We start from the raw sequence: 19,695 nt of genomic DNA on the forward strand, positions 1-19,695 counted from the left end.
TGCCGCAGGGGGGAAGGCGGACGTCGGCCACCGGACCGGTGCGAGGGGATTCGGTCGCGGGTCAGCAGGTGGCGAGCATGTTCTGCAGCGCGGTCTTCTCCGCCGACTGCAGTTTCAGGCCCCAGTGGTACTTGATCTGGATCCACGCACGCGCGTACAGGCAGTGCTGCTGCGGTGGCTGCCAGGCGGCCGGGTCCTTGTCCCCCTTGGCCTGGTTGAGGTCATCCGTCATCGCCCACAGCTCGGGTCCCCCGAGGTCGTTGGCGAACGATTGCCGCTTGGCCGTGGTCCAGGCATGCGCGCCGGAGCGCCACGCCTCGGCCAGGGGCACGATGTGGTCGATGTCGACGTCGGACGCGGCATTCCAGGTGGCGCCGTCGAACGGCGAATACCAGCGCCCGGAGGTGGCCGCGCAGCTGGAGTTGACGGTGACGTTCGTTCCGTCGCGCTTGAGGACCTGCTCACGGGTGTTGCAGGAGCCGGTGATGGTGATCCAGTGCGGGAACAGATCCCGGTCGTAGGAGCCGGCGTTGGACTCGGCCGCCACGGTGAGTGCGGCCAGGCGGGTGGCGGCGGTGCCGGCGGTGGGGATGTTCGGCGGGGTCGCCGACGCCGCGGTGAAGGCCAGGGCGCTGGTGAGGGTCAGGGCGCTCAGGCAGGCGCCGGCTGCGGTGACGACTCGTCGCATGGCGAGCCTTTCTGTCCCCGGAGTCTCGGCCAGGACGAGAGGAGGGTGTCCTGGTCAGGGGGCGAAACAGCAGGGATATCTCGGACCCTCCCAAGCCGCATGTGTGCCGCCCATGGCGAGGTGTGACGAGCAGGCGCACCGGTCTTGGGCGCACTGTGCCGCTGATCCACTGCAGGAGGCCAACGACCTGCATGGATACCCCGATCGGCAGGCGCGGAGCCGACTACCTGATCCCAGCAGGTACCGACGACACGGTGTTCGGAGCGCCGATGGGGACGCGGTGAAGGTGTTCCAGCGGGCCGCCCGGATCGAGGTCGACGGACGGGTCGGCCGACAGACGTGGACGGTGCTGCTCCACGTCGCCTGACCCGAGCACGCGGCTCTTGGTTTTTCGCTCCGTGGTGAGAGCGGTCGGTCCTTGAGGAGGGGCGACGCACGGAGAACCCATCTCATGCAGCAAGTCGCCGGTCGAGGTGAAAGTCCGATGGACCTCGCTTGGCGGACTCCTCGGCAGCGCTGGCTTCCTGGCCGTGCTTCAGGTCGGGGACTCCGACCACTCGCTGATCGCGTTTTGGCCGGACTGGCTGGAGGCGCTGACGATCCCGCTGCTGCCGACGGCGATCACCGCGGTGGCGGGCTACAAGGCGAAGCACACCGCTCACACTGACCTGCCGATGCCGCAGCGGTAGCCTGACCTGCGGGGCCCCGGGACGCGGCCATACGACCCGGGGCTCTGCTGAAGGCTCCAACGCGAACGCCCCGCCCGGTCCGTAGACCGAGCGGGGCGCTTCTACGTGTCCAGGGTCAGGCGCGTCGCCACCGCCAGTACGGGTCCGCGCTCTTCCATGTGCACCGGTACCGCTTGCTGGTGACCTTCGCGTAGCCCGACTTCCCGCGCGCGGCCTTCGGGCAGAACGCGCCCGGCGTGATGCAGTTCCAGTGCTGGCCGACCCGCCGGTACGTGCACGCCGCCATAGCCACCGCCGTGGGGGCGGAGACGACGGTGGCCGACGCCGGCGCGACCGCGACCGGGACGGCGAGCGCGGAAGCGGCCAGGGCCGCGGAGACGATGAACCGTCCGAGCAAGGGGAGCTCCTGACGTTGAGGATGAGACGCCAGAGAAGACGGGCCAGTCCCGGGACTGGTTGCCTGGTGAACGGCGTTCCGTTGGGACTCCAGGCTCGATCAGCCGGTGCGGTACTCCACCCAGGCCCGGCCCGCAGCCGCCGCCCGAGCACGGGACGCCCGAATCGGCTCCCGTCCGTAGCGAGCGACGAACTCCCGGAACAACGACCAGGCGGCCGCCAGGCCGGTCACGGCCGCGCCGGGCGCCTCCTTCCAGGCGGGCAGCTGCTCGACGAGTTCCTCCGCCTGCGCCGGGGTGTGCCCGGCCAGGATCAGCCGCGGCACCAGCAGCGCGGCCTCCACCCACGCCGCCCCCTGGCAGGCGAGTCCCCAGTCGATGACCCGCATCCCGGCCGGGGCCGCGAGGAGGTTGCCCTCGTGCAGGTCTGCGTGAAGGAGCGTGTCCCCGGCCAGTGCGTCGGTGTTGAGCAGGCTCCGGGCGTGCCGGTAGGCGTCGGACGCTTCCAGGTCAGCGGGCGGGTTGGCCAGGAGGGCGTCCGCGCGCTTACGTAAGAACTCGACGTTGTCGGTGACGGGCGGTACCTCGGCGGGGCTCGGAGTGAGGGTCTCGCCGAGCGCGCGGACGAGGTCGAGGACTCCGTCCAGGTCCGGGGAGCCGATGCCGAGGTCGACCTCTCGCGCGTGGTCGACGTGCTCGAAAACGAGGGTGATCCATCCGCCGGTGTGCCCGCTCCACAGCATTCGGGGAGCGGGCACGGCCGGTGGTAGGGCGGTGCCGACGAGGCGCTCGCGCTGGTAGAGCGGCGCGGACCGCGAGTCGTCCGGCAGAGCCTTGACGAACAGCGTCCCGGACGCCGTGGCCAGTCGTACGGCAGCGCCGGCGGTGAGCCCGCCCGGGAGGCTGATCGCCTGCCGGATCGGGCCGAACTCGGCTGCGATCATGTCCCTGATCTCCGCGGGGAGATCTTCCCACCGGTACATCATGTGCCGCACTGTACGCCGCTCCTACTGGCGAGGTGGGTTACTTCGTCGGGCTGTCGGTGCAGCCCTGGTGGCACTGCGAGCAGCTCCCCGTACCGCTTCCCTCGCACTTACCGGCGTGGCTCCACAGGTCCGTGATGACGGGCAGGCCGAGCTCCCGCATGACGGCCACGGTGTCGGCCGCCGTGCACCCGCCCTTGGTGCCGCCCTCGGCACCGTCCTCAGGACGGTGGTGGATGAAGCGACCGGCGACCCGGTCACAGAACTCGGCATACGGCTGGGTGTAGAGGATGAAAGTGTGCCATCCGATGTCGACCAGCTCCGATGGCGACAGGTGAGCGTTGGGCCGGGTGGCGCAGGCGGAGAGGAACGCGAGCACCTGGTCCATGATGGGCTCGGCCAGGTGCGCCTGCTGAGGGTGCTCGACCTTGATCCGCGCGACGAGCCGGGCATGCAGCTCAGGGGTGATGAGCGTCCGAGGGTCAGGGGCGGCTGGGCGGATGGTGGTGACGGTCATGATGTCGTCCCTTCCGGTTGGCGGGGTCGCCTGCTCTCACGGTGACCGCCGACGGCCAGCCGGTCATTGCCGGACCGCGAGCCGCGTATTGAGGGTCTGCCATCAATGACAGGAGCCTGACCAGCGCGGTAAGTAAGGGAGCGACTACGGTGCATCTCACGGACGCTCGCGACGCGTGGAGGCCCCATGGGGCAGATCACCAGAGCACGACGGGCAGAGATCCAAAGCCAGGCGGTACGCATCCGCATGCAGGCGCAGCGCGCCAGCCACGCCACCGAGCGGGTCGTCACCGAGCTACGCACCGCGCTGCCCGAGCTCACCGCCCTGGAGGCATGGCGGCTCGCCCTCGGCTGGTCCCGCGCCCAGGCCGTCGACCAGGTCGCCAAGGAGTACGTCGCCGACGGCCTGCACCCGCCCGGCCTGTCGCCGGCGCAGCTGTGCCGGTGGGAGCACGGATCCGAGCGGCCGGGTCGGGAGTACGCCACCATGCTCGCCCGCGCGTACGGCGCTCAGCTCGGCCAGCTCGGGTTGGCGCGGCACTGCACATGCGGCCGCGGCGGCGGGTACGGTCGGCACGAGATCCAGCCGCTGCTGCCAGGAGTTGAGCTGATGACCACTGCCAGTGGACTGCCCGCTATCCGTCACTCGCTGTGCCTGGCCCTCCTGGCGGACCCGTACGGCGGGCCGACGGTGGTGGAGCTCGCCGAGGCGGCCGTCGAGCACTACGCCCTCAACTACTCCAAGCACCCGCCCGCGGTGCTGTTCGACGAGGTGCACGCCGCCCGCGGCATGCTCGTCGACGCGCTCGCCACCCCGGCGGACCCGGCCGTCGGCGTAGGCCTGCGCCGGACCGCCGGATGGATGTCCGCGCTGCTCGGCAACCTCGCTCACCACCTCGGCGACCACACCGGAGCCCGCGCACACCTCTCCGTCGCCGCCAGCTTCGGCGAGCACACCGGCGATGCCCGGCTGACCGGGTGGGCACTCGGCGCGCACAGCATGGTCGCCCGCGCCCGCGGGAACCTGACAGCCGCGCTGGGGCACGCCGAGGCCGGCCTGCAGCACGCGGCCGGGCCGCTCGCCCGGGCGCAGCTACTGGCGTGGGCGATGCTGCCAACCCTCGCTCAGCTCGGCCGGGCGACCGAGGCCGAGCAGGCACTCGCCGAGGCGACGACCGCGCTCGAGGCCGACCCCGCTGGCGGGGCGCCGGGCCGGTTCGGCTTCGACGCCGCCGAGCTCGCGCTGCACGAGGCGGAGGCGCTGCTCGCGCTCGGCTGGCCCGGACGGGCGGCCGCGCGAGCAGAGGCCTCGGCGGGGGTGTGCGTGCCGGACACGCCGGGCTGGGCCGCGGCGACACTGGTGCTCGCGCAGACGGAGGCGACCGGCCAGCCGGGGGACGCTGCAGCGCGGGCCCTGAGCGTGCTGGAGCGCGTACCGGCGGATCGGCTGCGCTCGACGGCCCGGGCCCGGCTGACGGCGCTCTCCACCGCGCTGGAAGGGACGGACACCGGGAGCGTGCGAGACCTGCAGGAGCGGGTACGGACACTGCCGCCACCGATCGACGTCCACGGCCGCGGCGCTACCGCCTGATCTACCAGCGCTGCCCGTAGGGGGCGGCGCCCCGGCGCATGCGTATTGGCCGGTCGGTCAAATCCGCGAACCCCGAGGGCCGCTTCTTCGCGGGCGGCAGAGGGTGGGCCTCCCGCCGGTGGCGGGTGGCCGGATGGATCAGCAGCTCCTCGATCGCGGCGACGTCCTCGGGAGAAAACCGCAGCTGTCCGAGAACGAGCCGGGATGGCCACTCGCCAGAGGCGGCCTTGCGATTGCTGATCTTTAATTCGTGATGTTCTCCGATCATGTGATCCTCCAGGGTTCTGGCGGTACGTCCAGGTCATGCGGTACGCACAAGGCGGCGGGCTGACCGCCGCGCAACGCGCCAAACGCGAGCAGCTCCGGCTGGAGGCGGCCGAGTTGTTCGCCCGCGGCTACACCGACACCCACGTGGCCAAGGACCTGCGGGTCAGCCGGATGTCGGCCAACCGGTGGCGCCGCGCCTGGGCGCGCGGCGGCAGCGCGGCGCTGGCCTCCAAGGGCCCGGCCTCGCTGCCCCTGCTGGACGAGACCCAGTTCGCCCGGCTGGAAGCGGCGCTGCTGCGCGGCCCGGCCGCCTACGGCTGGAACGACCAGTACTGGACCCTGGCCCGCATCCAGCGCGTGATCGGCCGGATGTTCCACCGGAGCTACTCCCTGCCCGGGGTGTGGAAGCTGCTCAGGCGGCACGGCTGGTCGTGCCAGGTGCCCGCCCGCCGGGCATGCGAGCGCGACGAGGACGCGATCGTGGTGTGGAAGACGGAGGTGTGGCCCGCCGTGGAAAGACCGCGGCGGACCTGGATGCCTGGGTCTGCTTCGAAGACGAGTGCGGCCGCACGCTGAGACCGCCGGCCGCCCGCACTTGGGCGCCGCGCGGCGCGACCCCGGTGGTGAGGGTGCCGGGCCGGCGCGCAGGCCGGGTCTCGGTCGCGGCCATGGTCTGCTACCGGCCGGGCGAGCGGTCCCGGCTGATCTACCGGGTGCACGTCTACCGGCGGCACGCGGGCGAGACGGCGAGCTTCACCTGGTGCGACTACCGCGACCTGCTCGTCATGGCGCACCTGCAACTCGGTGCGCCGATCGTGCTGGTGTGGGACAACCTCAACCGGCACACCTGCGCGCCGATGCGCCGCTTCATCGCCGAGAACGCCGACTGGCTGCGGGTGGTCCAGCTGCCGTCGTACGCTCCGGACCTCAACCCGGTGGAGGGCGTCTGGTCGCTGCTCAACCGGGACGGGTTGGCCAACCTCGCGGTGGTGGGTCTGGATCAGCTGGTGCGGTTGGTCAAGCGCGGGCTGAAGAAGATCCAGTACCGGCCGCATCTGATCGACGGCTGCCTGGCAGGGACCGACCTGGCCTTCAACCTGCTGTAACTCCACGAGTTAAAGCTCAGTGATGCCGGATACGGAGTCGCCGAGGCCGAGGTACTGGGCCAGCTCGTGCTTGTCGATCCAGCGGTTGGGGAGAGACGTCATCCTTCTGGGGGCAGAGATCGTTCTGGTAGGGAAGGTCTCCTGCCGAAGACCCGGCGAATCACGAGTTTCTCGGAACTGAACGGCCTCCACGAGTTGACGATGGCCTGGATCTTCGGGGACTGAGCCATCTGGGCGAGGCGGGCGATGCGCTCTTCGTCGTAGCCAGCCGTCACGGGAGGCTCCTGGCGTTGAGGGCTGCACGTGCTTCCTCGCGATGGGACCGGATGATCTCGGCGATCTCCTCCACGGATGGACCGCCGGGGATGTACGCCTCCCGCGCAGCCTCCATGACGGGAAGGGAGTCGCGGCGGGCCCGAGCACGGGCGATGACGAACGCCGCCTCGGCGCAGCACCGGTCGTAGACGACCTGTTGTTCCGGCGTCAGGGAGTCGCGGTAGGCGCTCATGGCTTCATCGTCATGAGGTTAGCGAGGTAGGCGAGGGTCGCGGGGTCCTCAACATGGGGTGGGAGCCCGCAGGCCGCGCGGGAGGCGGCGACGTGGGCGCGGAACGCCGGGTCCGTGATGCGCTCCTCGCTGGGGAGGTGTCGCCAGTGCTTTCCCTTGGAGGTGCTTGGTTTTGTCATGACGAGAATCGTGGTCTCGCACTGTGATCATCCGCAGTCACATGGAGTGCTTGTCCGCGACTGGTCAAACCCGTTACGCCGCTGAGCCTGTCCTCCCTTGCTCCGAAGGCCGACCGTAGGGTCTCCCCGCACGAGGCACCCCCGGGGGAGAGACCATGGACGATAACCCACCTGCAGAACTCGTCGAAGCGCAGCGCGCTCTGGACGCTGCGATGCGCGCCTGCGACCAGCTCGCGACCGAGTTGCCGGCCTGGAGCGCGATCCAGGCAGGGGAGCCGAGCCTGATCCGGACGGCGAGCAGCGCCCAGCCGACGCCCACGCCGAGCGGGGCCGCCTGATCGAGACGGTGTACGGCGATGTGCGGCTGAGGCAGGCCGACAACTGGATGGCAAGACATTGGAGAAGGTCGCGCGAACCTGAACACGCGAACGGCTCCGCCCCGGGACTATCCCCGCGGGCGCGGGGCCGACGGCGACCGGGACGCGGTGCCAGTTGTCGGCCCTGCGCCCGTGGGGATGGTCCCCGGTCCCGCTCGTACACCACCCGGGAGGCGATGTCGGCCCCGCACTCGCGGGGATGGTCCCGCGCGTTGCAAGAACCGGTGTGGGGAGGAGCAAGCTAGGCGGCCATGCGGGTTAGAGTCTGCCTCCGATTCGCCCAATCACCGACGATGTCGCTACTTCTGCGCGTACTTCGTCACCGGCAGTTCGAGTACCACTCGTTGATCGTCTGCTGTGGCGGTCAACGCCACGCTCTACCTCCACCGTCCTTTCGTGGTCACCGAGAAGTACGAGTGCCAAGACACTTTCATGACCTTCATCACGGTCACCCTGCGCTGCGAGCAGCGTACGAGCAGCCATGTTCACCTGCGTGAACTCCGCAAGGAGCGGAGCCTTCGTCTGCGGGTTTCCTCTTCGCTTCGGGCAGAACCCCCAGCTGGGGCCTGCTGGGATACCTCAGCTGTCGTGCAAGCCACTCGAGAACCCCGGTATATCTTCACGTACCCCCGCGATCGGGGGTGGGCGGCGTGGCCGGCACCGGAAACGGTGACGGCCCCCTGGGCCAACAGGGAGCCGTCGTTCCGCACGGACACTCGAAAGGTCGCGTCCTAGTGAGGAAGGGTACACATTCCAGCGGTGAGCCTCGGCCACCGCTGTTGCCGAGCCGCACAGTGCTGATCGGCGTAGTCGCCGTCATCGCCGGCGGAGTCGTCGGTCTCCTGTCCGCCGCGGGCGGTGTTCCACTGCCGCTCAGCGTCGTGGCAGGTCTCGGTGCAGGCGGCGCGGTGCTCGTCGCGATGCACCAGCTGATGGAGTAGTGCAGAGCCCGCGGCACTGCGCTGCGGGCTCTTCTGGGTGGGGCGGGGTGCTCGTAGGGGTGCGCCGCCCCGAGACTGGGGTCAGAACGGAGGTGGAGTCCATGGCGCCCACGGGCTGGTGTGGACGGTGCGTGCCCACGGCTGGGCGGGGCCGGGTTCCTGGTGGGCGCGTTCGGCGTCGTCTTCGGTGACGCGGGGCTCGTCGCCGGTCGGCGCGGTAGCGCTGATGATGTACTCGGTGCTGCGGGTCAGGCTGCGCCAGTCGTCGAGGGTGCGGTGGGCGGCGCGCAGCTGGGTGAGCAGCTGGGGGATGGCGTCCAGGGCGGCCATGCCGTTGCGGCCGAGGATGCGGGGCTCGTCCATGGACGCGTTGTAGGCCCAGTACTCCCGCAGCTCCGGCGAGGGGCAAAGTAACCGACAGGTAGTCCCACCCGTCCCTGTTGCCCGCTCTAGCCGTTTGCGACGAGGTGGGCTCCATTGGCGGCGGCGATCACCCGGGTCAGCGCCTTGTGCAGGTCCTGCAGCTCGGCCAGATCCATGCCCAGGCGCTCGACGATCGCCGCCGGGATCTGCTCTGCCTGCGCGCGCAGCGCGCGCCCGTGCTCGGTCAGGGTCACCGCTAGGGAGCGCTCGTCGGTGCTGGCGCGTCGGCGCTCGACAAGGCCGGCGGCCTCCAGGCGCTTGAGCAGCGGCGACAGTGTGGCCGGCTCCAGTTGCAGCAGGCCGCTGAGGTCCTTGACCGACAACGGCGCGTGCTGCCACAGCGCCAGCATCACCAGGTACTGCGGATGGGTCAGCCCCATCGGCTCCAGCACCGGCCGATACAACCCGATCACCGATCGCGAGGCGACCGCCAGGGCGAAGCACACCTGGTTCTCCAGGGACAGCGGATCGGCGATGTCGCCCATGTCACTCATGTAAGCCTCCTCGGTACTTACCGTCACCCTACCTCGCCGAGTACACTAATGCTTAGTACACTAAATATTAGTGGGCGATGCAGCTGACTGTTCGACCCACCGTCATAGGAGAAACACCCATGAGCCGCACAGACGTCCTCGTCGACGCCGACTGGGTCGAGGCCAACCTCGACACCCCCGGGATCGTCCTCGTCGAGGTGGACGAGGACACCCGCGCCTACGACACCGACCACATCCGCGGCGCCGTCAAGATCGACTGGCGTGAGGACCTGCAGGACCCCGTCCGCCGCGACTTCATCGACAAGGCCGCCTTCGAGGCCCTGATGTCACGCAAGGGCATCACCGAGGGCGACACCGTGATCCTGTACGGCGGCAACAACAACTGGTTCGCCGCCTACGCCTACTGGTACTTCAAGATCTACGGCCACCGCGACGTGCGCCTCCTCGACGGCGGCCGCAAGAAGTGGCAGCTGGAGGGCCGCGAGCTGACCGGCGAGCCCGTCCAGCGCCCCGCCACCCGCTACCAGGCCACCGCACCCGACGCCTCCATCCGCGCCTTCCGCGACGACGTCCTGGCGGCCATCGGCACCGCGACCATCGTCGACGTGCGCTCCCCGGACGAGTTCACCGGCAAGATCCTCGCCCCGGCGCACCTGCCCCAGGAGCAGTCCCAGATCACCGGCCACGTGCCCACCGCCAAGAACATCCCCTGGTCGCAGGCCGCCAACGACGACGGCACCTTCAAATCCGACGAACAGCTGCGCGCCCTGTACGGGCAGGCCGGCGTCACCCTGGACGGCGACGGCGAGACGATCGTCTACTGCCGCATCGGCGAGCGCAGCGCCCACACCTGGTTCGTGCTCAGCCAGCTGCTCGACCGGCCCGCCGTCAAGAACTACGACGGCTCCTGGGTCGAGTACGGCTCCCTGGTCGGCGTGCCCGTCGAGCGCTGAGCATCCCTCCCCTCCGGGTCCCCTGCCGCCATTCGGGCAGGGGACCCGGAACACAGCGAATTCCCACAGAGCGGCAATCACCCGACCCCGAGGAACGGTCATGGAACGTCAGAAGCGAAAGAGCCTGGAAGAGCGGATCGCCGACCGCCAGGCGCAGCGCCCTCCCATCAAGGAGGACAAGCACTTCGAACATGGCCCTGCCAAGTGGCTATTCGTCGGCGTGCTGGTGTTCATCGTGCTGATCCACCTCGTCGGCCTCGTCATCGTCATGATGACGGAGACCTGACAGCCCCGCCGTCCGGTCGCCACACGCACATGGTGGCCCCCGGGGAGAATCGGACCGGATTTTGGCGGCAGCGCTTTGGCGGGTCCTGGCGGACGAAACCATGCTGCTTGCTGTTGAGCGTGACCTCTAACTACGGAGGGCGCGGACCAAGATGGGCATCGCGATCAACAAGGTGATCCCCCGCAGCACGCCCGCGACGGGATACGGCGCACGTAGTCCGAACGCATGCGCGACCAGCCCGCCGGCCAGCGCGCCAAGGGGAATGAGGCCCCAGCCGATCATCTTGTAGACGCTTCCCACCCGGCCGAGCAGCTGCGGCGGCACGAGCTGCTGGCGGAGGCTGACGGTCACGACGTTCCACAGCACGACGGCGAAGCCGTTGACGGCCAGCAGGACACCGAGCACGGTCGCGTCCGGGCTCAGCCCGATCCCGACGAAGACGACGGCGTTCACCGCGAGCCCGGCCAGCAGCACGAGAAGCGCCCCGGCCCCGCCGATGATGCGCGCGCCGGTCAGGCCGCCGAACACGCTGCCGAGCGCGGCGCCGGCCAGCAGCAGGCCGTAGCCGCGCGCGTCGAGACCCAGGGTCTGGGTGGCCAGCAGGACGAGGGTGGCATTGCCGAGCTGGGCGCAGAAGGTGTTGACGCCGAGCAGGACGGCCAGGGTGCGCAGCAGCCGGTGGCGGGCCAGCCAGCGCAGGCCGTCGGTGATCGCCGTGCGCATCGGCGGGTGGCCGCCCGGGTGGCGCTTGTGCCGGGGCAGGGTCGCCAGCAGGGCGGCGGACAGGGCGAACGAGGCGGCGTCCATCCCGAGCGGCGCCGCCGCGGCGACCGCGAACAGCAGGCCGCCGATCGGTGGTCCCAGGAACTGGGAGCCGAGCATGGTGATCGTCTGCTGGTGGCCGTTGGCCCGGTGCAGCAGGGGTGCGGCGACGAGGTCCGGCACGATCGCCTGGGCGGCGTTGGCGGAGACGACTGCGCAGGCTCCCAGAGCGAAGGCCGCGGCCGCCAGCGCCGGGACACCGAGGCGGCCGGAGGCGGCGAGGACCGTCATGACGGCGGCGAGCACGGCCTGCACCGCCTGGAAGCGCCACATGAGGCCGGCGCGGTCATGGCGGTCGACGAGCGCGCCGGCGGGCAGCGACAGCAGCAGCCACGGCAGGTACGCCGCGGCGGAGACGACCGCCACCAGCCGCGGATCGCGTGTGACCGTCGCGGCCAGCAGCGGGACCGCCGCGGTGAACGCACCGTCACCGGTGGCGTTGATGCCCGTGGCCCACCACAACCGCCAGTAGGCCGTCGGCAGGCGCGGCCCGGCGGCCGGTGTCGCATCCGGTGTCATGCCGGGATCCTCCGGCGCCGGGCATCGCCGTGACAGCTTTTAGCCCGCTGCTACATAGTCGGTGCGTGGCGTTGCGGATTGATCTCGGCGTGGCCGAGCTGGCGGCGACACGGTTGGCGATCTCGCCGCTGTCGGAGACGGTGGCGGGCCTGCAGCAGTTGAGCGGCCGCTACCGCAATCCGCTCCACCTGCGGTGGCTGCGGTGGGCGGCCGACGAGCTCGCTCGCCGTCCCCTCGAGCTGCCGCACGCCTGGCCGCTGCTGGTGACCGAGCGGCCGAGCTGGCCGGAGTTCCTCGTCCCCGCCCCGCGCGGCACGGCGGCGTCGATCGACGACGACCTGGCCGCGCTACAGGCGACGACGCCTTCTCAGGTGCGGGCCAGCCTCCGGCGCGTGTTCGGCGAAGAGCTCCCGGGTGCCGCCGCCGCGCTCGCCACGCACCCGGCGGCGGGCCTGCGGGCGGTCGCCGCGGAACTGCGCGCGGCGCACGAGCGGCTCGTCGCGCCGCACTGGCCGCGGATCCGGGCCGTCCTGGACGCCGACGTCATCCATCGCGCCCGGCAGCTGGCGGCGGGCGGTGCCGACAAGCTCTTCGCCGATCTGCATCCGGATCTGCGGTGGTGCGACGGCCGGCTGCTGCTGCAAGGGACGCACTGGCGGGCCGAGCATGTGGTGAACCGCGGCCCGGGTGGGCTGGTCCTCATGCCCGTCGTGCTCGGCCCACCCCACGTGATGATCAAGAAGAGTACGTCCACGCAGACCACGGTGCGCTACCCGGCACGGGGCGTCGGCGCGTTGTGGACCGCGGGAACCCGCCCGCCGGTGGGGAGCGTGGTCCGGCTGCTCGGCCGGGCGCGCGCCGAACTGCTGGAGGCGCTACGCTCCCCCGCCACGACGACGGAGCTGGCCCGCGCGCTGGGCGTCACACCCAGCGCGGTGTCGCAGCACCTCGGCGTGCTGCGCGACAGCGGGCTGGTCGCACGCGAGCGATCCGGGCGCACCGTCGTGTACATGACGACCACGCTCGGGGCTTCCCTGCTCGAGGACCACCCGAGCCTCCCCTCGGCCGGACCGCTGACCGGATGGGACCTGTGCGACGCCCCAGCCTAGATGGCCCCCACTCGGACCCGCGCGACCAAGTGCTAAGTAGCTCGATGTAAGGGTCTCATATGCACTCTGCTGCCAACTTGCCCCGCCCGAAGTGATTGATCGCTTCGGGAGGCAGGTTCGGCCTAGCCTTCAAGGATGTCGGCAAACGTTCTAATTCCGACGCCTCGAGACGGCCCGCATGGGAGGCGCAATTTGATGAACGGGCTTCACCGTACTGGACGGGGTGTCTGGATGAACCCTCCAGGCCGGTGGCGCGTCCCTTTGGTGTGAAGAGATCGCGTTTGACCGTCATCGCGCTGCTCGCGTCGTTGTGCGCCTGCGGCCAGTCTGGTGCTGGCCCGGTGCCCACTGTGGCCGGGACCGAGACGATCGTGCTGCCGCGGGCCGATCAGCCCAAAGCGCATCGGCCCACCCTGGAGCGGCTCAAGCGAGAGGCGGCGTCGTCGGGCCGATCCCTGGAGGAGGTCGTCAAGCGGTACGCGACCCGGGTGGCTGCTACCTCGTCACCCAAGCCGACGGACTTCGAGGGGTACGACCCCGCGGTGACCGACCCGGACATGGTGATCGACGGCATTCCTTACGCCGAGCTGGTCGACCTCGGGGCCATCGCTAAATCGGAGGGCATCTCCTACGAGGAGGCCATCGACCGCTTCGGCTCACAGTCGTCCAACAGCCGGGTGATCGACAAACTTACCGAGGAGTTCCCTGACGAGATCTCCGGCGTCAGATACGTCGACGACCATCGGGGGCTGCGCGTCGGTTTAAGGATCCCATCCCGACTCGCGCGATCGAGCTGGCTAGGACCCTCCCCATGGAGGTCACCCTGATCGGCGGCAAGGGATTCTCGGCCTCGGAGCTCCGGCAGGCCCAGGACACGGTCGTCTCCCGGCTCCGCTCCTGTCCTGAGGTGGCCACGATGATGGCGCACTCAGATGAGGAGACCGGCCAGGTCAAGGTCACGGTTCAGCCGAAGGTGATGCCGGACGATGCCGAGGAGTTCAAGCGCGGGCTTCAGCTCCCTCAGCCGGACAATCCGCGCATCACCGTCGAGGTCACGCTCTCCGTCGATTCGGTCGCCGTTCAGCCGCAGTGAGAGCCACCGAAGCGGGGGTTGAGCAGCAATGGAACGGTCAGTGGCGTTAGCGGGCCCTCAGGGCCCTGTACCCCCGAAGCTCCGCCGAGCCGCAAAGTAGCGCGTCGGGCCAGCTCAGCTCTCTGATTGCGGGCACTTCCCGAACCTGCAGGAACGCTGCCTCCCCCAACATGAGCCCTCCGGAAACCAGGCGAAACCGGATGCGAGACGACTCCTGGTGAGGCTTCGAGGCCTACCTTGCGGCTCGGCGCGGTTTCGGGAGCACTGGGCCGTCCAGAGGCGAGATCCAGCGGGCATCCGGTGCTTCATCGCGCCCCCGGACGATAGGACCCGTGTTGTGCGCCCGGCCGTCGTCGGCATCGTGGTGACACACTGATCGGCGTGACCGAACCGGAGATGACCGCAGACGATGTCCAGGAGTTCCTGACCCTGATGGACGGCCTGGGCATCCGTACCTGGTTGGACGGCGGATGGGCGGTGGACGCCTGCCTCGGTTCCCAGACGCGGCCGCACACCGATCTGGACATCGTCGTACAGGAGCACGACGCGCCGGCGGCCGCCGCGGTGCTTCGCGCCCGCGGGTACCGGCCTGTCCCCCGTGATGACACCACCGCGTGGAACTTCGTCCTGGGCGACGAGGCCGGGCACCTGATCGACTTTCACGTCATCGTCCTGGATGCCGACGGCCACGGCGTCTACGGGCCACCCGGCAACGGCGAACGCTACCCGGCTCAAGCCCTGGCCGGCACCGGCCGGATCGGCGGGCGCGAGGTGGCCTGCATCAGCCCGGAATGGCTGGTGCGGTTCCATACCGGCTATGCCGTCGACGCCGAGGACTGGGCCGATGTCTCGGCGCTGTGCGAGCGGTTCGGCATCGCTATACCGGAGGACTATCAGCGGTTCCAGCGGCCTGGCCGGGAGTGACGGGGTCGAGCAGCATCGGCTAGTCACGATAAGGAGCCCGGTGGGCGCGTCTTATCGTGACTGGCCGTTCCGATGCGTTCGTCAAACGCACTGCTCGGAGTAGATGAACGCCATCGGAAAATGAACGGTGAAATGAACGCCTAGGCCGGACGCGGCAGCCTGTCTGGGGCTGCTCCGGGGCCCGTTCATCAGACGAGCGTTAGCTGAACGCCTCGGACGACCCCTCCCGCTCTTGATCATGACCGCCTGGGCCTACGGAAGGCCGTCTGCGTTCGGGATCCACCGAGCCCGTATCTGCTGGGCGGCCTCCAGGGCTGCTCGCCCGACCACCTGGCCGGACTCGTCGTCGGTGGTGTCCAACGCGACGTAGATCGCGGCTTCGACGGTCTCCCACTCCTTCTAGAGTTGCCGTCGGGTTATCCCGTCGTACTGCTCCAGTTCCCGATAGATCCGGCGAGTCTGGCGCATCAGGTCCTCGTAGGTCGCTGGGGCTGAGTCCGGGGTCTCCTTCATGGCTCCCACGTTGCCACCCCCTGTTCCGCGCTCCACCCGGATCGGAACAGCGAGTGGCGGTAAGCCGCGCCCCGACGCCTCGCTAACGCCACTGGCCGCTCCGTTGCTGCTCGACCTCCTTTGCGCTCTCGCAGGGTTACGACTCGAACATGGCAGGATAAGCCCGGCGCGATAATGATCATTCGGTCGTTTCCGCAGGTCCCCGCCAGCGGCAGCATCCCGACCGATCCGAAACCCCCGAGCCCTGGAGTTGACATGGCTGACATGATCGTGCCCGACCCCGTCACGCGGGACGTTCTCGCGATCTTCGAAGAGGTGCGCTACCAGCTGTTCGGGCGCTTGGAGGGCCTGACCGACGCCGAGTACCACTGGGAGCCGGTCGGCGACTGCATCGGCATCCGCCCCGGCGACGACGGCCTCTTCCGCGTCGCCACGCTCTTTCCGGAATCGAGTCCGGACGCGCCGGACCCCGTCACGACGATCGCCTGGCGCATCTGGCACATCGGCAACCTCTGCCTGCGAGGCTACGTGATCTACCTCTTCGACGACGTTCCCGACTACGGCGACCGCGATGTGTGGCCGGGCACCGCCAAAGAGGGCATCCAGGCGCTCGCCGAGGACTGGGAGCACTTCATCTCCCGTATCGCAGCCCTCGGCGACAAGCGCCTGTTGGCGCCGATAGGCATGGGCCCCGGCGGTTGGGCCGATGAGACCTATTTGAAGCTCGCGCTGCACGCTCTGAAGGAGGTCACACATCACGGCGGCGAGATCGGCCTGCTGCGCGACCTGCACCTGCGCGAAGGCGTCTGATTTCGGCGGTGGGCGCCCGTTGGCGTTTCGAGGGCCACGTGAGGTCTGCCGCCGGCGGGGGTGGGAAGGCTCGGGGGCACCGCGTTATGGGTTGTCGAGGGCACCGTACGGGTTGTCCCGGGGCCCGTACGGATCGTCCGTGGGCCGAGATGATTCGTACGGTTGATCTTGAGGGTTGAGTGTTTGGCCCTCCGCTCGGGTCCGTGTCACCAGACGCAAAGTAGCTGTGAGTAACCGGGAGCTCCCGGGCGGCTCGACATAAAAGCCATTAGGCCCGCTACTCCCGAAGCTGCGCCGAGCCGTAAAGTAGCTGAGAGCAATCGTATTCACGCTCTGTGAATGTCTCGGGCTTCAAATAACGATGCCATCGTTTTTTGAAGGCTGTCGATCGAGATCGGGCCTTAAGTTACCCGCGAGGTACTTTGCGGCTCGCCGTAGCTAATGGAAGTGCAACCGCCCGTCAGGGAAGAACGGTTGTGCAGCCAGCCGGCCGGTGAGCACTTGGCGTAGCGGGGCCGTCGATGAGCCCTACCCGAAGATCGTGCCCCGGCCGGCCGGTGAGAAGGGTCGATGGCTGGTGGGATGAGGTGCCGAGGTCCGAGAACTGATCCATTAGCGCGCCGCTGTCCTTCTCGTGGCTGACGAGATCACCGGATGCGGAGGGAGCACTACATGATCTTCGTGGGGATCGACTGGGCCGAACACCACCACGACGTGTGCCTGCTGGACGCCGACGGAGGCGAACTCGACCATGCCAGGATCACCGAGGGCGCGGCCGGAGCGCGTCGGCTGCATGAGCTGATCGCCCGTCACGCCGACGACCCCGACCAAGTGGTCGTCGGGATCGAGACCGATCACGGACTGCTGGTCACCGCGCTGCTGGAAGCCGGCTACCGGGTACACGCGATCAACCCGATGGCCTCGGCCCGCTACCGGGAGCGGTATGCCGCCTCGCGCGCCAAGTCCGACCGCAGCGACGCCCGGGTGCTGGCCGACATCGTCCGCCTCGACCGCCACCGGCACCGCCTGATCGCCGCCGACTCCGACCACGCCGAGGCGATCAAGGCTTTGGCGCGGGCGCACCAGCAGCTGATCCGGGCCCGTCAACGCCAGGTCAACGTGCTGCGCAGCCACCTGCGGGAGTTCTACCCGGCCGCGCTGCAGGCCTTCGACGATCTGACCGCACGCGACGTCCTGGCCGTGCTGGCCAAGGCCCCGACCCCGCAAGCGGGCCGGGCCCTGACCCGGGCGCAGATCACCGCGGCGCTGCGCCGCGGCGGACGGCAGCGCTACCTGCCGACGTGTGCCGAGCTCATCCAGGCCGCACTGCGGGCTGAGCAGCTGGAGGCAACGCCGATGCTCACCGCCGCCTTCGGGCACGCCGTCCAGGCGCTGGCCGGTGTGATCGCGGAGCTGACCGCCCGCATCGACGCGCTCGAAGAGCAGGTCAACCGGCTGCTCGATGCCCACCCCGACGCCCGAGTCGTGCGCAGCCTGCCCGGCCTGGGCGGGGTCGTGGCCGCCCGCCTGCTCGGCGAGTTCGGCGACGCCCCCGGCCGGTTCACCGACGCCAAGGCCCGCAAGGCCTACGCCGGCACCGCTCCCATCACCCGCGCTTCCGGCACCCGGCAGGTGGTGCTGGCGCGCGTCGCCCGCAACCGCCGCCTGGTCGGCATCTACCACGGCTGCCTGCGCCACCACGCCCTTTATGACGAACACCGCGCCTGGGGTGCTCGGATCAGTGCCGCTGCCTGACGCTCAACCGTGAAGGTCGCCTCAAGAGCATCGGGTCGGCACCGGCGGAAAACGAATTCCTTTGTGAAACGGTTCCAGTTACCGTCGTGGCATGCAGGTCACCTTCACCCGCACCGCGGAACGTCGCTATCGCGTGACGGTGGACCGCGAGCTGGCGCCGCCGCTGGTGATGGACCCCGGTCCCGGATACGACCCCTACCTTCCGCACGACCTCCTCCACTTCATCGTGGAATGCCACGGGGAGCTCAGGAACGGCATCTTCGGCCAGCTCGCGGCTGGCGGCGACGCACACACCTTCGAGCTCGCCGACCAGCCCCGGGACTGCAGGCAGGCGCGGCGGCGCACGCGCCGCAGCTCCCGCAGGAACAGCGTGTCCGGAGCCGACATCGCCCTGTCGGAGAAGCTGGCGGGCGTCGCGCTGACCGCGTGGCTGGTGCACACCGGCCGCCTCCCCATGCCGGACAATGCCGAGACGGCGCTTGGGGAGATCGGCGTCACCCAAGCCGAGATCGTCGGGATCCTCGGCCGACTGGACGAGAGCGCGAGCCGCTGGCACGCGCTGGCCGTCGGTGAGTCGCTCACCCTGGACTGGCCCTGGCCGGAACGACGCGGCGGGCGCCGCACCGCATAGGAGCCAGGCATCAGCGCTGATGCTTGACGCTTACTGAGCCGATCATAAGTTTTGGTACTTGTTCGAGGCCGTCGGAGACAGCATGCCGGTACGGGGCACGCTGGGGGAATGGCCAGAAAAGGTCGCAGAGCGACGTTCGAGGAGAAGGTCTTCGCCCTCCGGCTGCTGGAGCAGGGCATGTCACCGGACCGGGTGGCCGAGGCGCTGGACGTGGGCCGCGAATCGATCTTCCGGTGGAAACGCCAGGCACGATCGGGCGGCACCGAGGCGCTGCGGATCAAGAAGGCATCGGGACGGCCACGGAAGCTGAGGCCCGGCCAGGAGCAGACCGTCAAGGCGCTGGTGCGCGATGTCACGCCCCGCCAGGTCCTGGGCACCGCCGTGGTGCTGTGGACCCGGGCGCTGGTCGCCCTGGTGATCACGGCCTGGTTCGGCATCGGGATGTCGGTGGCGGCGGTCGGGCGGCTGCTGCGCGGCCTGGGCCTGTCGGTGCAGCGCCCGCTCTACCGATCGCCGCGGCGTGATGAGGCGGCCATCGCCGGCTGGAGGAGCACCCTCTTCCCGCGGATCCGCCGCAGCGCGCGCCGGCGCGGAGCGCTGGTGCTGTTCGCCGACGAGATGAGCATGCGCGTCGATCACCGCTCGGGCACCACCTGGGGCCTGATCGGGCGGACTCCGGTCGTGGTGGCGGGGGCGGGCCGGCGGTCGGTGAAGATGTTCTCGGCCGTCGGCGCCGACGGCACGCTGCGCTACCGGCTAGGACACGGGTCGATGGACCGGTGGGCCTTCCTCGGGTTCTGCGCGCAGCTGCTGCGCACCGTCACCCGGCCGATCGTCCTGGTCGTCGACGGCTCCTCGATCCACACCGCCCGTGTGGTGCGGGACTTCGTCGCGCGCACCGGCGGGCGGCTGCGCTTGTTCTTCCTGCCCGCGTACGCACCCGAGCTCAACCCCGACGAGTGGGTCAATCAGAACGTCAAGGCCCGGGCGGCTCGTGAGGCGGTTGCCGATGAGCACGAGCTGGCCGCGGCCATGCACAGCGGTATGCGTCGGCTGCAAAAGCGTCCCGACATCGTCCGGGGCTTCTTCACCGACCCGCAGCTGGCCTACATCGGGCCGTAGC

Annotated in this window: 27 protein-coding genes; 17 read left to right on the forward strand and 10 right to left on the reverse strand. The window is 69.7% G+C overall.

The window, feature by feature from the left end; genetic code table 11:
• Positions 1-61: 61 nt before the first annotated feature.
• The gene (locus HS048_RS34380) at positions 62-688 is read right to left on the reverse strand and encodes an HNH endonuclease family protein (RefSeq protein WP_196470028.1); all 627 of its coding nucleotides are present in this window, start codon (positions 686-688) and stop codon (positions 62-64) included.
• A gap of 112 nt (positions 689-800) precedes the next feature.
• On the opposite strand from HS048_RS34380, the gene HS048_RS39215 reads away from it, so the two are divergent.
• On the forward strand, positions 801-1,055 hold the full coding sequence (locus HS048_RS39215) for a peptidoglycan-binding protein (protein WP_196470029.1): 255 nt from the start codon (positions 801-803) through the stop codon (positions 1,053-1,055).
• 163 nt (positions 1,056-1,218) lie between these two features.
• Entirely contained in the window at positions 1,219-1,377 is a 159-nt protein-coding gene (locus HS048_RS34390) for a hypothetical protein (protein ID WP_196470030.1), read from the forward strand.
• A gap of 115 nt (positions 1,378-1,492) precedes the next feature.
• Here the strand turns inward: HS048_RS34390 and HS048_RS34395 are convergent, their stop codons facing one another.
• The 3 genes from HS048_RS34395 to HS048_RS34405 all read right to left on the reverse strand — a co-directional run bounded on the left by HS048_RS34395 (position 1,493) and on the right by HS048_RS34405 (position 3,272).
• Positions 1,493-1,774, reverse strand: coding sequence for a hypothetical protein (locus HS048_RS34395; RefSeq protein ID WP_196470031.1), 282 nt, complete (start codon positions 1,772-1,774; stop codon positions 1,493-1,495).
• 99 nt (positions 1,775-1,873) lie between these two features.
• Positions 1,874-2,758 carry a phosphotransferase family protein gene (locus HS048_RS34400; protein WP_196470032.1) on the reverse strand — a complete coding sequence of 295 codons (885 nt, stop codon included), beginning with the start codon at positions 2,756-2,758 and terminating at the stop codon, positions 1,874-1,876.
• A 37-nt stretch (positions 2,759-2,795) separates the two neighbouring features.
• Positions 2,796-3,272, reverse strand: a complete 477-nt coding sequence (locus tag HS048_RS34405) for a hypothetical protein (RefSeq protein ID WP_196470033.1) — start codon at positions 3,270-3,272, stop codon at positions 2,796-2,798.
• A gap of 186 nt (positions 3,273-3,458) precedes the next feature.
• Here HS048_RS34405 and HS048_RS34410 point away from each other — a divergent pair, with 186 nt between their 5' ends.
• Positions 3,459-4,862, forward strand: a complete 1,404-nt coding sequence (locus tag HS048_RS34410; RefSeq protein ID WP_196470034.1) for a helix-turn-helix transcriptional regulator — start codon at positions 3,459-3,461, stop codon at positions 4,860-4,862.
• Position 4,863: 1 nt separating this feature from the next.
• On the opposite strand, the gene HS048_RS34415 is transcribed toward HS048_RS34410, so the two are convergent.
• On the reverse strand, positions 4,864-5,130 hold the full coding sequence (locus HS048_RS34415) for a hypothetical protein (RefSeq protein WP_196470035.1): 267 nt from the start codon (positions 5,128-5,130) through the stop codon (positions 4,864-4,866).
• A 35-nt stretch (positions 5,131-5,165) separates the two neighbouring features.
• On the opposite strand from HS048_RS34415, the gene HS048_RS34420 reads away from it, so the two are divergent.
• Both HS048_RS34420 and HS048_RS34425 read left to right on the forward strand, forming a co-directional pair.
• Positions 5,166-5,705 carry a winged helix-turn-helix domain-containing protein gene (locus tag HS048_RS34420; RefSeq protein WP_196470036.1) on the forward strand — a complete coding sequence of 180 codons (540 nt, stop codon included), beginning with the start codon at positions 5,166-5,168 and terminating at the stop codon, positions 5,703-5,705.
• A complete protein-coding gene (locus HS048_RS34425; protein ID WP_307832748.1) occupies positions 5,630-6,235 on the forward strand; it encodes a transposase in 606 nt (201 codons plus the stop codon). Before HS048_RS34420 ends, HS048_RS34425 begins: the two co-directional genes overlap by 76 nt.
• Before the next feature lie 271 nt (positions 6,236-6,506).
• Here HS048_RS34425 and HS048_RS34430 read toward each other — a convergent pair whose 3' ends face one another.
• Both HS048_RS34430 and HS048_RS34435 read right to left on the reverse strand, forming a co-directional pair.
• Positions 6,507-6,743, reverse strand: coding sequence for a hypothetical protein (locus tag HS048_RS34430; protein WP_196470038.1), 237 nt, complete (start codon positions 6,741-6,743; stop codon positions 6,507-6,509).
• Complete coding sequence (locus HS048_RS34435; RefSeq protein WP_196470039.1) at positions 6,740-6,922, reverse strand: hypothetical protein; 183 nt, start codon at positions 6,920-6,922, stop codon at positions 6,740-6,742. Before HS048_RS34435 ends, HS048_RS34430 begins: the two co-directional genes overlap by 4 nt.
• A 155-nt stretch (positions 6,923-7,077) precedes the next feature.
• On the opposite strand from HS048_RS34435, the gene HS048_RS34440 reads away from it, so the two are divergent.
• Together HS048_RS34440 and HS048_RS34445 are read left to right on the forward strand one after the other, a co-directional pair.
• Positions 7,078-7,260 (forward strand): hypothetical protein, encoded by a 183-nt coding sequence (locus tag HS048_RS34440; RefSeq protein ID WP_196470040.1) that lies wholly within the window; start codon positions 7,078-7,080, stop codon positions 7,258-7,260.
• Positions 7,261-8,093: 833 nt separating this feature from the next.
• Positions 8,094-8,240, forward strand: a complete 147-nt coding sequence (locus HS048_RS34445; RefSeq protein WP_196470041.1) for a hypothetical protein — start codon at positions 8,094-8,096, stop codon at positions 8,238-8,240.
• 81 nt (positions 8,241-8,321) lie between these two features.
• Here HS048_RS34445 and HS048_RS34450 read toward each other — a convergent pair whose 3' ends face one another.
• Positions 8,322-8,603 (reverse strand): hypothetical protein, encoded by a 282-nt coding sequence (locus tag HS048_RS34450; protein ID WP_196470042.1) that lies wholly within the window; start codon positions 8,601-8,603, stop codon positions 8,322-8,324.
• A gap of 86 nt (positions 8,604-8,689) precedes the next feature.
• Positions 8,690-9,148 (reverse strand): MarR family transcriptional regulator, encoded by a 459-nt coding sequence (locus HS048_RS34455; protein ID WP_196470262.1) that lies wholly within the window; start codon positions 9,146-9,148, stop codon positions 8,690-8,692.
• Between the two features lie 128 nt (positions 9,149-9,276).
• Between HS048_RS34455 and HS048_RS34460 the strand changes: the two genes are divergently transcribed.
• Together HS048_RS34460 and HS048_RS34465 are read left to right on the forward strand one after the other, a co-directional pair.
• Positions 9,277-10,110: a sulfurtransferase gene (locus HS048_RS34460; RefSeq protein WP_196470043.1), complete on the forward strand. Its 834-nt coding sequence runs from the start codon at positions 9,277-9,279 to the stop codon at positions 10,108-10,110.
• 100 nt (positions 10,111-10,210) lie between these two features.
• Positions 10,211-10,396: a hypothetical protein gene (locus HS048_RS34465; RefSeq protein ID WP_196470044.1), complete on the forward strand. Its 186-nt coding sequence runs from the start codon at positions 10,211-10,213 to the stop codon at positions 10,394-10,396.
• Between the two features lie 126 nt (positions 10,397-10,522).
• Here HS048_RS34465 and HS048_RS34470 read toward each other — a convergent pair whose 3' ends face one another.
• The gene (locus HS048_RS34470) at positions 10,523-11,737 is read right to left on the reverse strand and encodes an MFS transporter (RefSeq protein ID WP_196470045.1); all 1,215 of its coding nucleotides are present in this window, start codon (positions 11,735-11,737) and stop codon (positions 10,523-10,525) included.
• A gap of 65 nt (positions 11,738-11,802) precedes the next feature.
• Between HS048_RS34470 and HS048_RS34475 the strand changes: the two genes are divergently transcribed.
• The 8 genes from HS048_RS34475 (at position 11,803) to HS048_RS34510 (ending at position 19,694) form a co-directional block, all read left to right on the forward strand.
• The gene (locus HS048_RS34475) at positions 11,803-12,846 is read left to right on the forward strand and encodes a helix-turn-helix transcriptional regulator (RefSeq protein ID WP_196470046.1); all 1,044 of its coding nucleotides are present in this window, start codon (positions 11,803-11,805) and stop codon (positions 12,844-12,846) included.
• Positions 12,847-13,127: 281 nt separating this feature from the next.
• Complete coding sequence (locus HS048_RS34480; protein ID WP_196470047.1) at positions 13,128-13,673, forward strand: hypothetical protein; 546 nt, start codon at positions 13,128-13,130, stop codon at positions 13,671-13,673.
• Positions 13,658-13,939 (forward strand): hypothetical protein, encoded by a 282-nt coding sequence (locus tag HS048_RS34485; RefSeq protein ID WP_196470048.1) that lies wholly within the window; start codon positions 13,658-13,660, stop codon positions 13,937-13,939. Before HS048_RS34480 ends, HS048_RS34485 begins: the two co-directional genes overlap by 16 nt.
• A gap of 381 nt (positions 13,940-14,320) precedes the next feature.
• A complete protein-coding gene (locus tag HS048_RS34490; protein WP_196470049.1) occupies positions 14,321-14,863 on the forward strand; it encodes a nucleotidyltransferase domain-containing protein in 543 nt (180 codons plus the stop codon).
• A gap of 768 nt (positions 14,864-15,631) precedes the next feature.
• The gene (locus HS048_RS34495; protein ID WP_196470050.1) at positions 15,632-16,186 is read left to right on the forward strand and encodes a DinB family protein; all 555 of its coding nucleotides are present in this window, start codon (positions 15,632-15,634) and stop codon (positions 16,184-16,186) included.
• A 672-nt stretch (positions 16,187-16,858) separates the two neighbouring features.
• Positions 16,859-17,941, forward strand: coding sequence for an IS110 family transposase (locus HS048_RS34500; RefSeq protein WP_196470051.1), 1,083 nt, complete (start codon positions 16,859-16,861; stop codon positions 17,939-17,941).
• Positions 17,942-18,032: 91 nt separating this feature from the next.
• Positions 18,033-18,572: a hypothetical protein gene (locus HS048_RS34505; RefSeq protein WP_196470052.1), complete on the forward strand. Its 540-nt coding sequence runs from the start codon at positions 18,033-18,035 to the stop codon at positions 18,570-18,572.
• Positions 18,573-18,680: 108 nt separating this feature from the next.
• On the forward strand, positions 18,681-19,694 hold the full coding sequence (locus HS048_RS34510; RefSeq protein ID WP_196470053.1) for an IS630 family transposase: 1,014 nt from the start codon (positions 18,681-18,683) through the stop codon (positions 19,692-19,694).
• The last annotated feature ends 1 nt before the right edge of the window (position 19,695 follow it).

The sequence above is a fragment of the Planomonospora sp. ID91781 genome (genome assembly GCF_015711595.1).
Lineage (GTDB): Bacteria > Actinomycetota > Actinomycetes > Streptosporangiales > Streptosporangiaceae > Planomonospora > Planomonospora parontospora.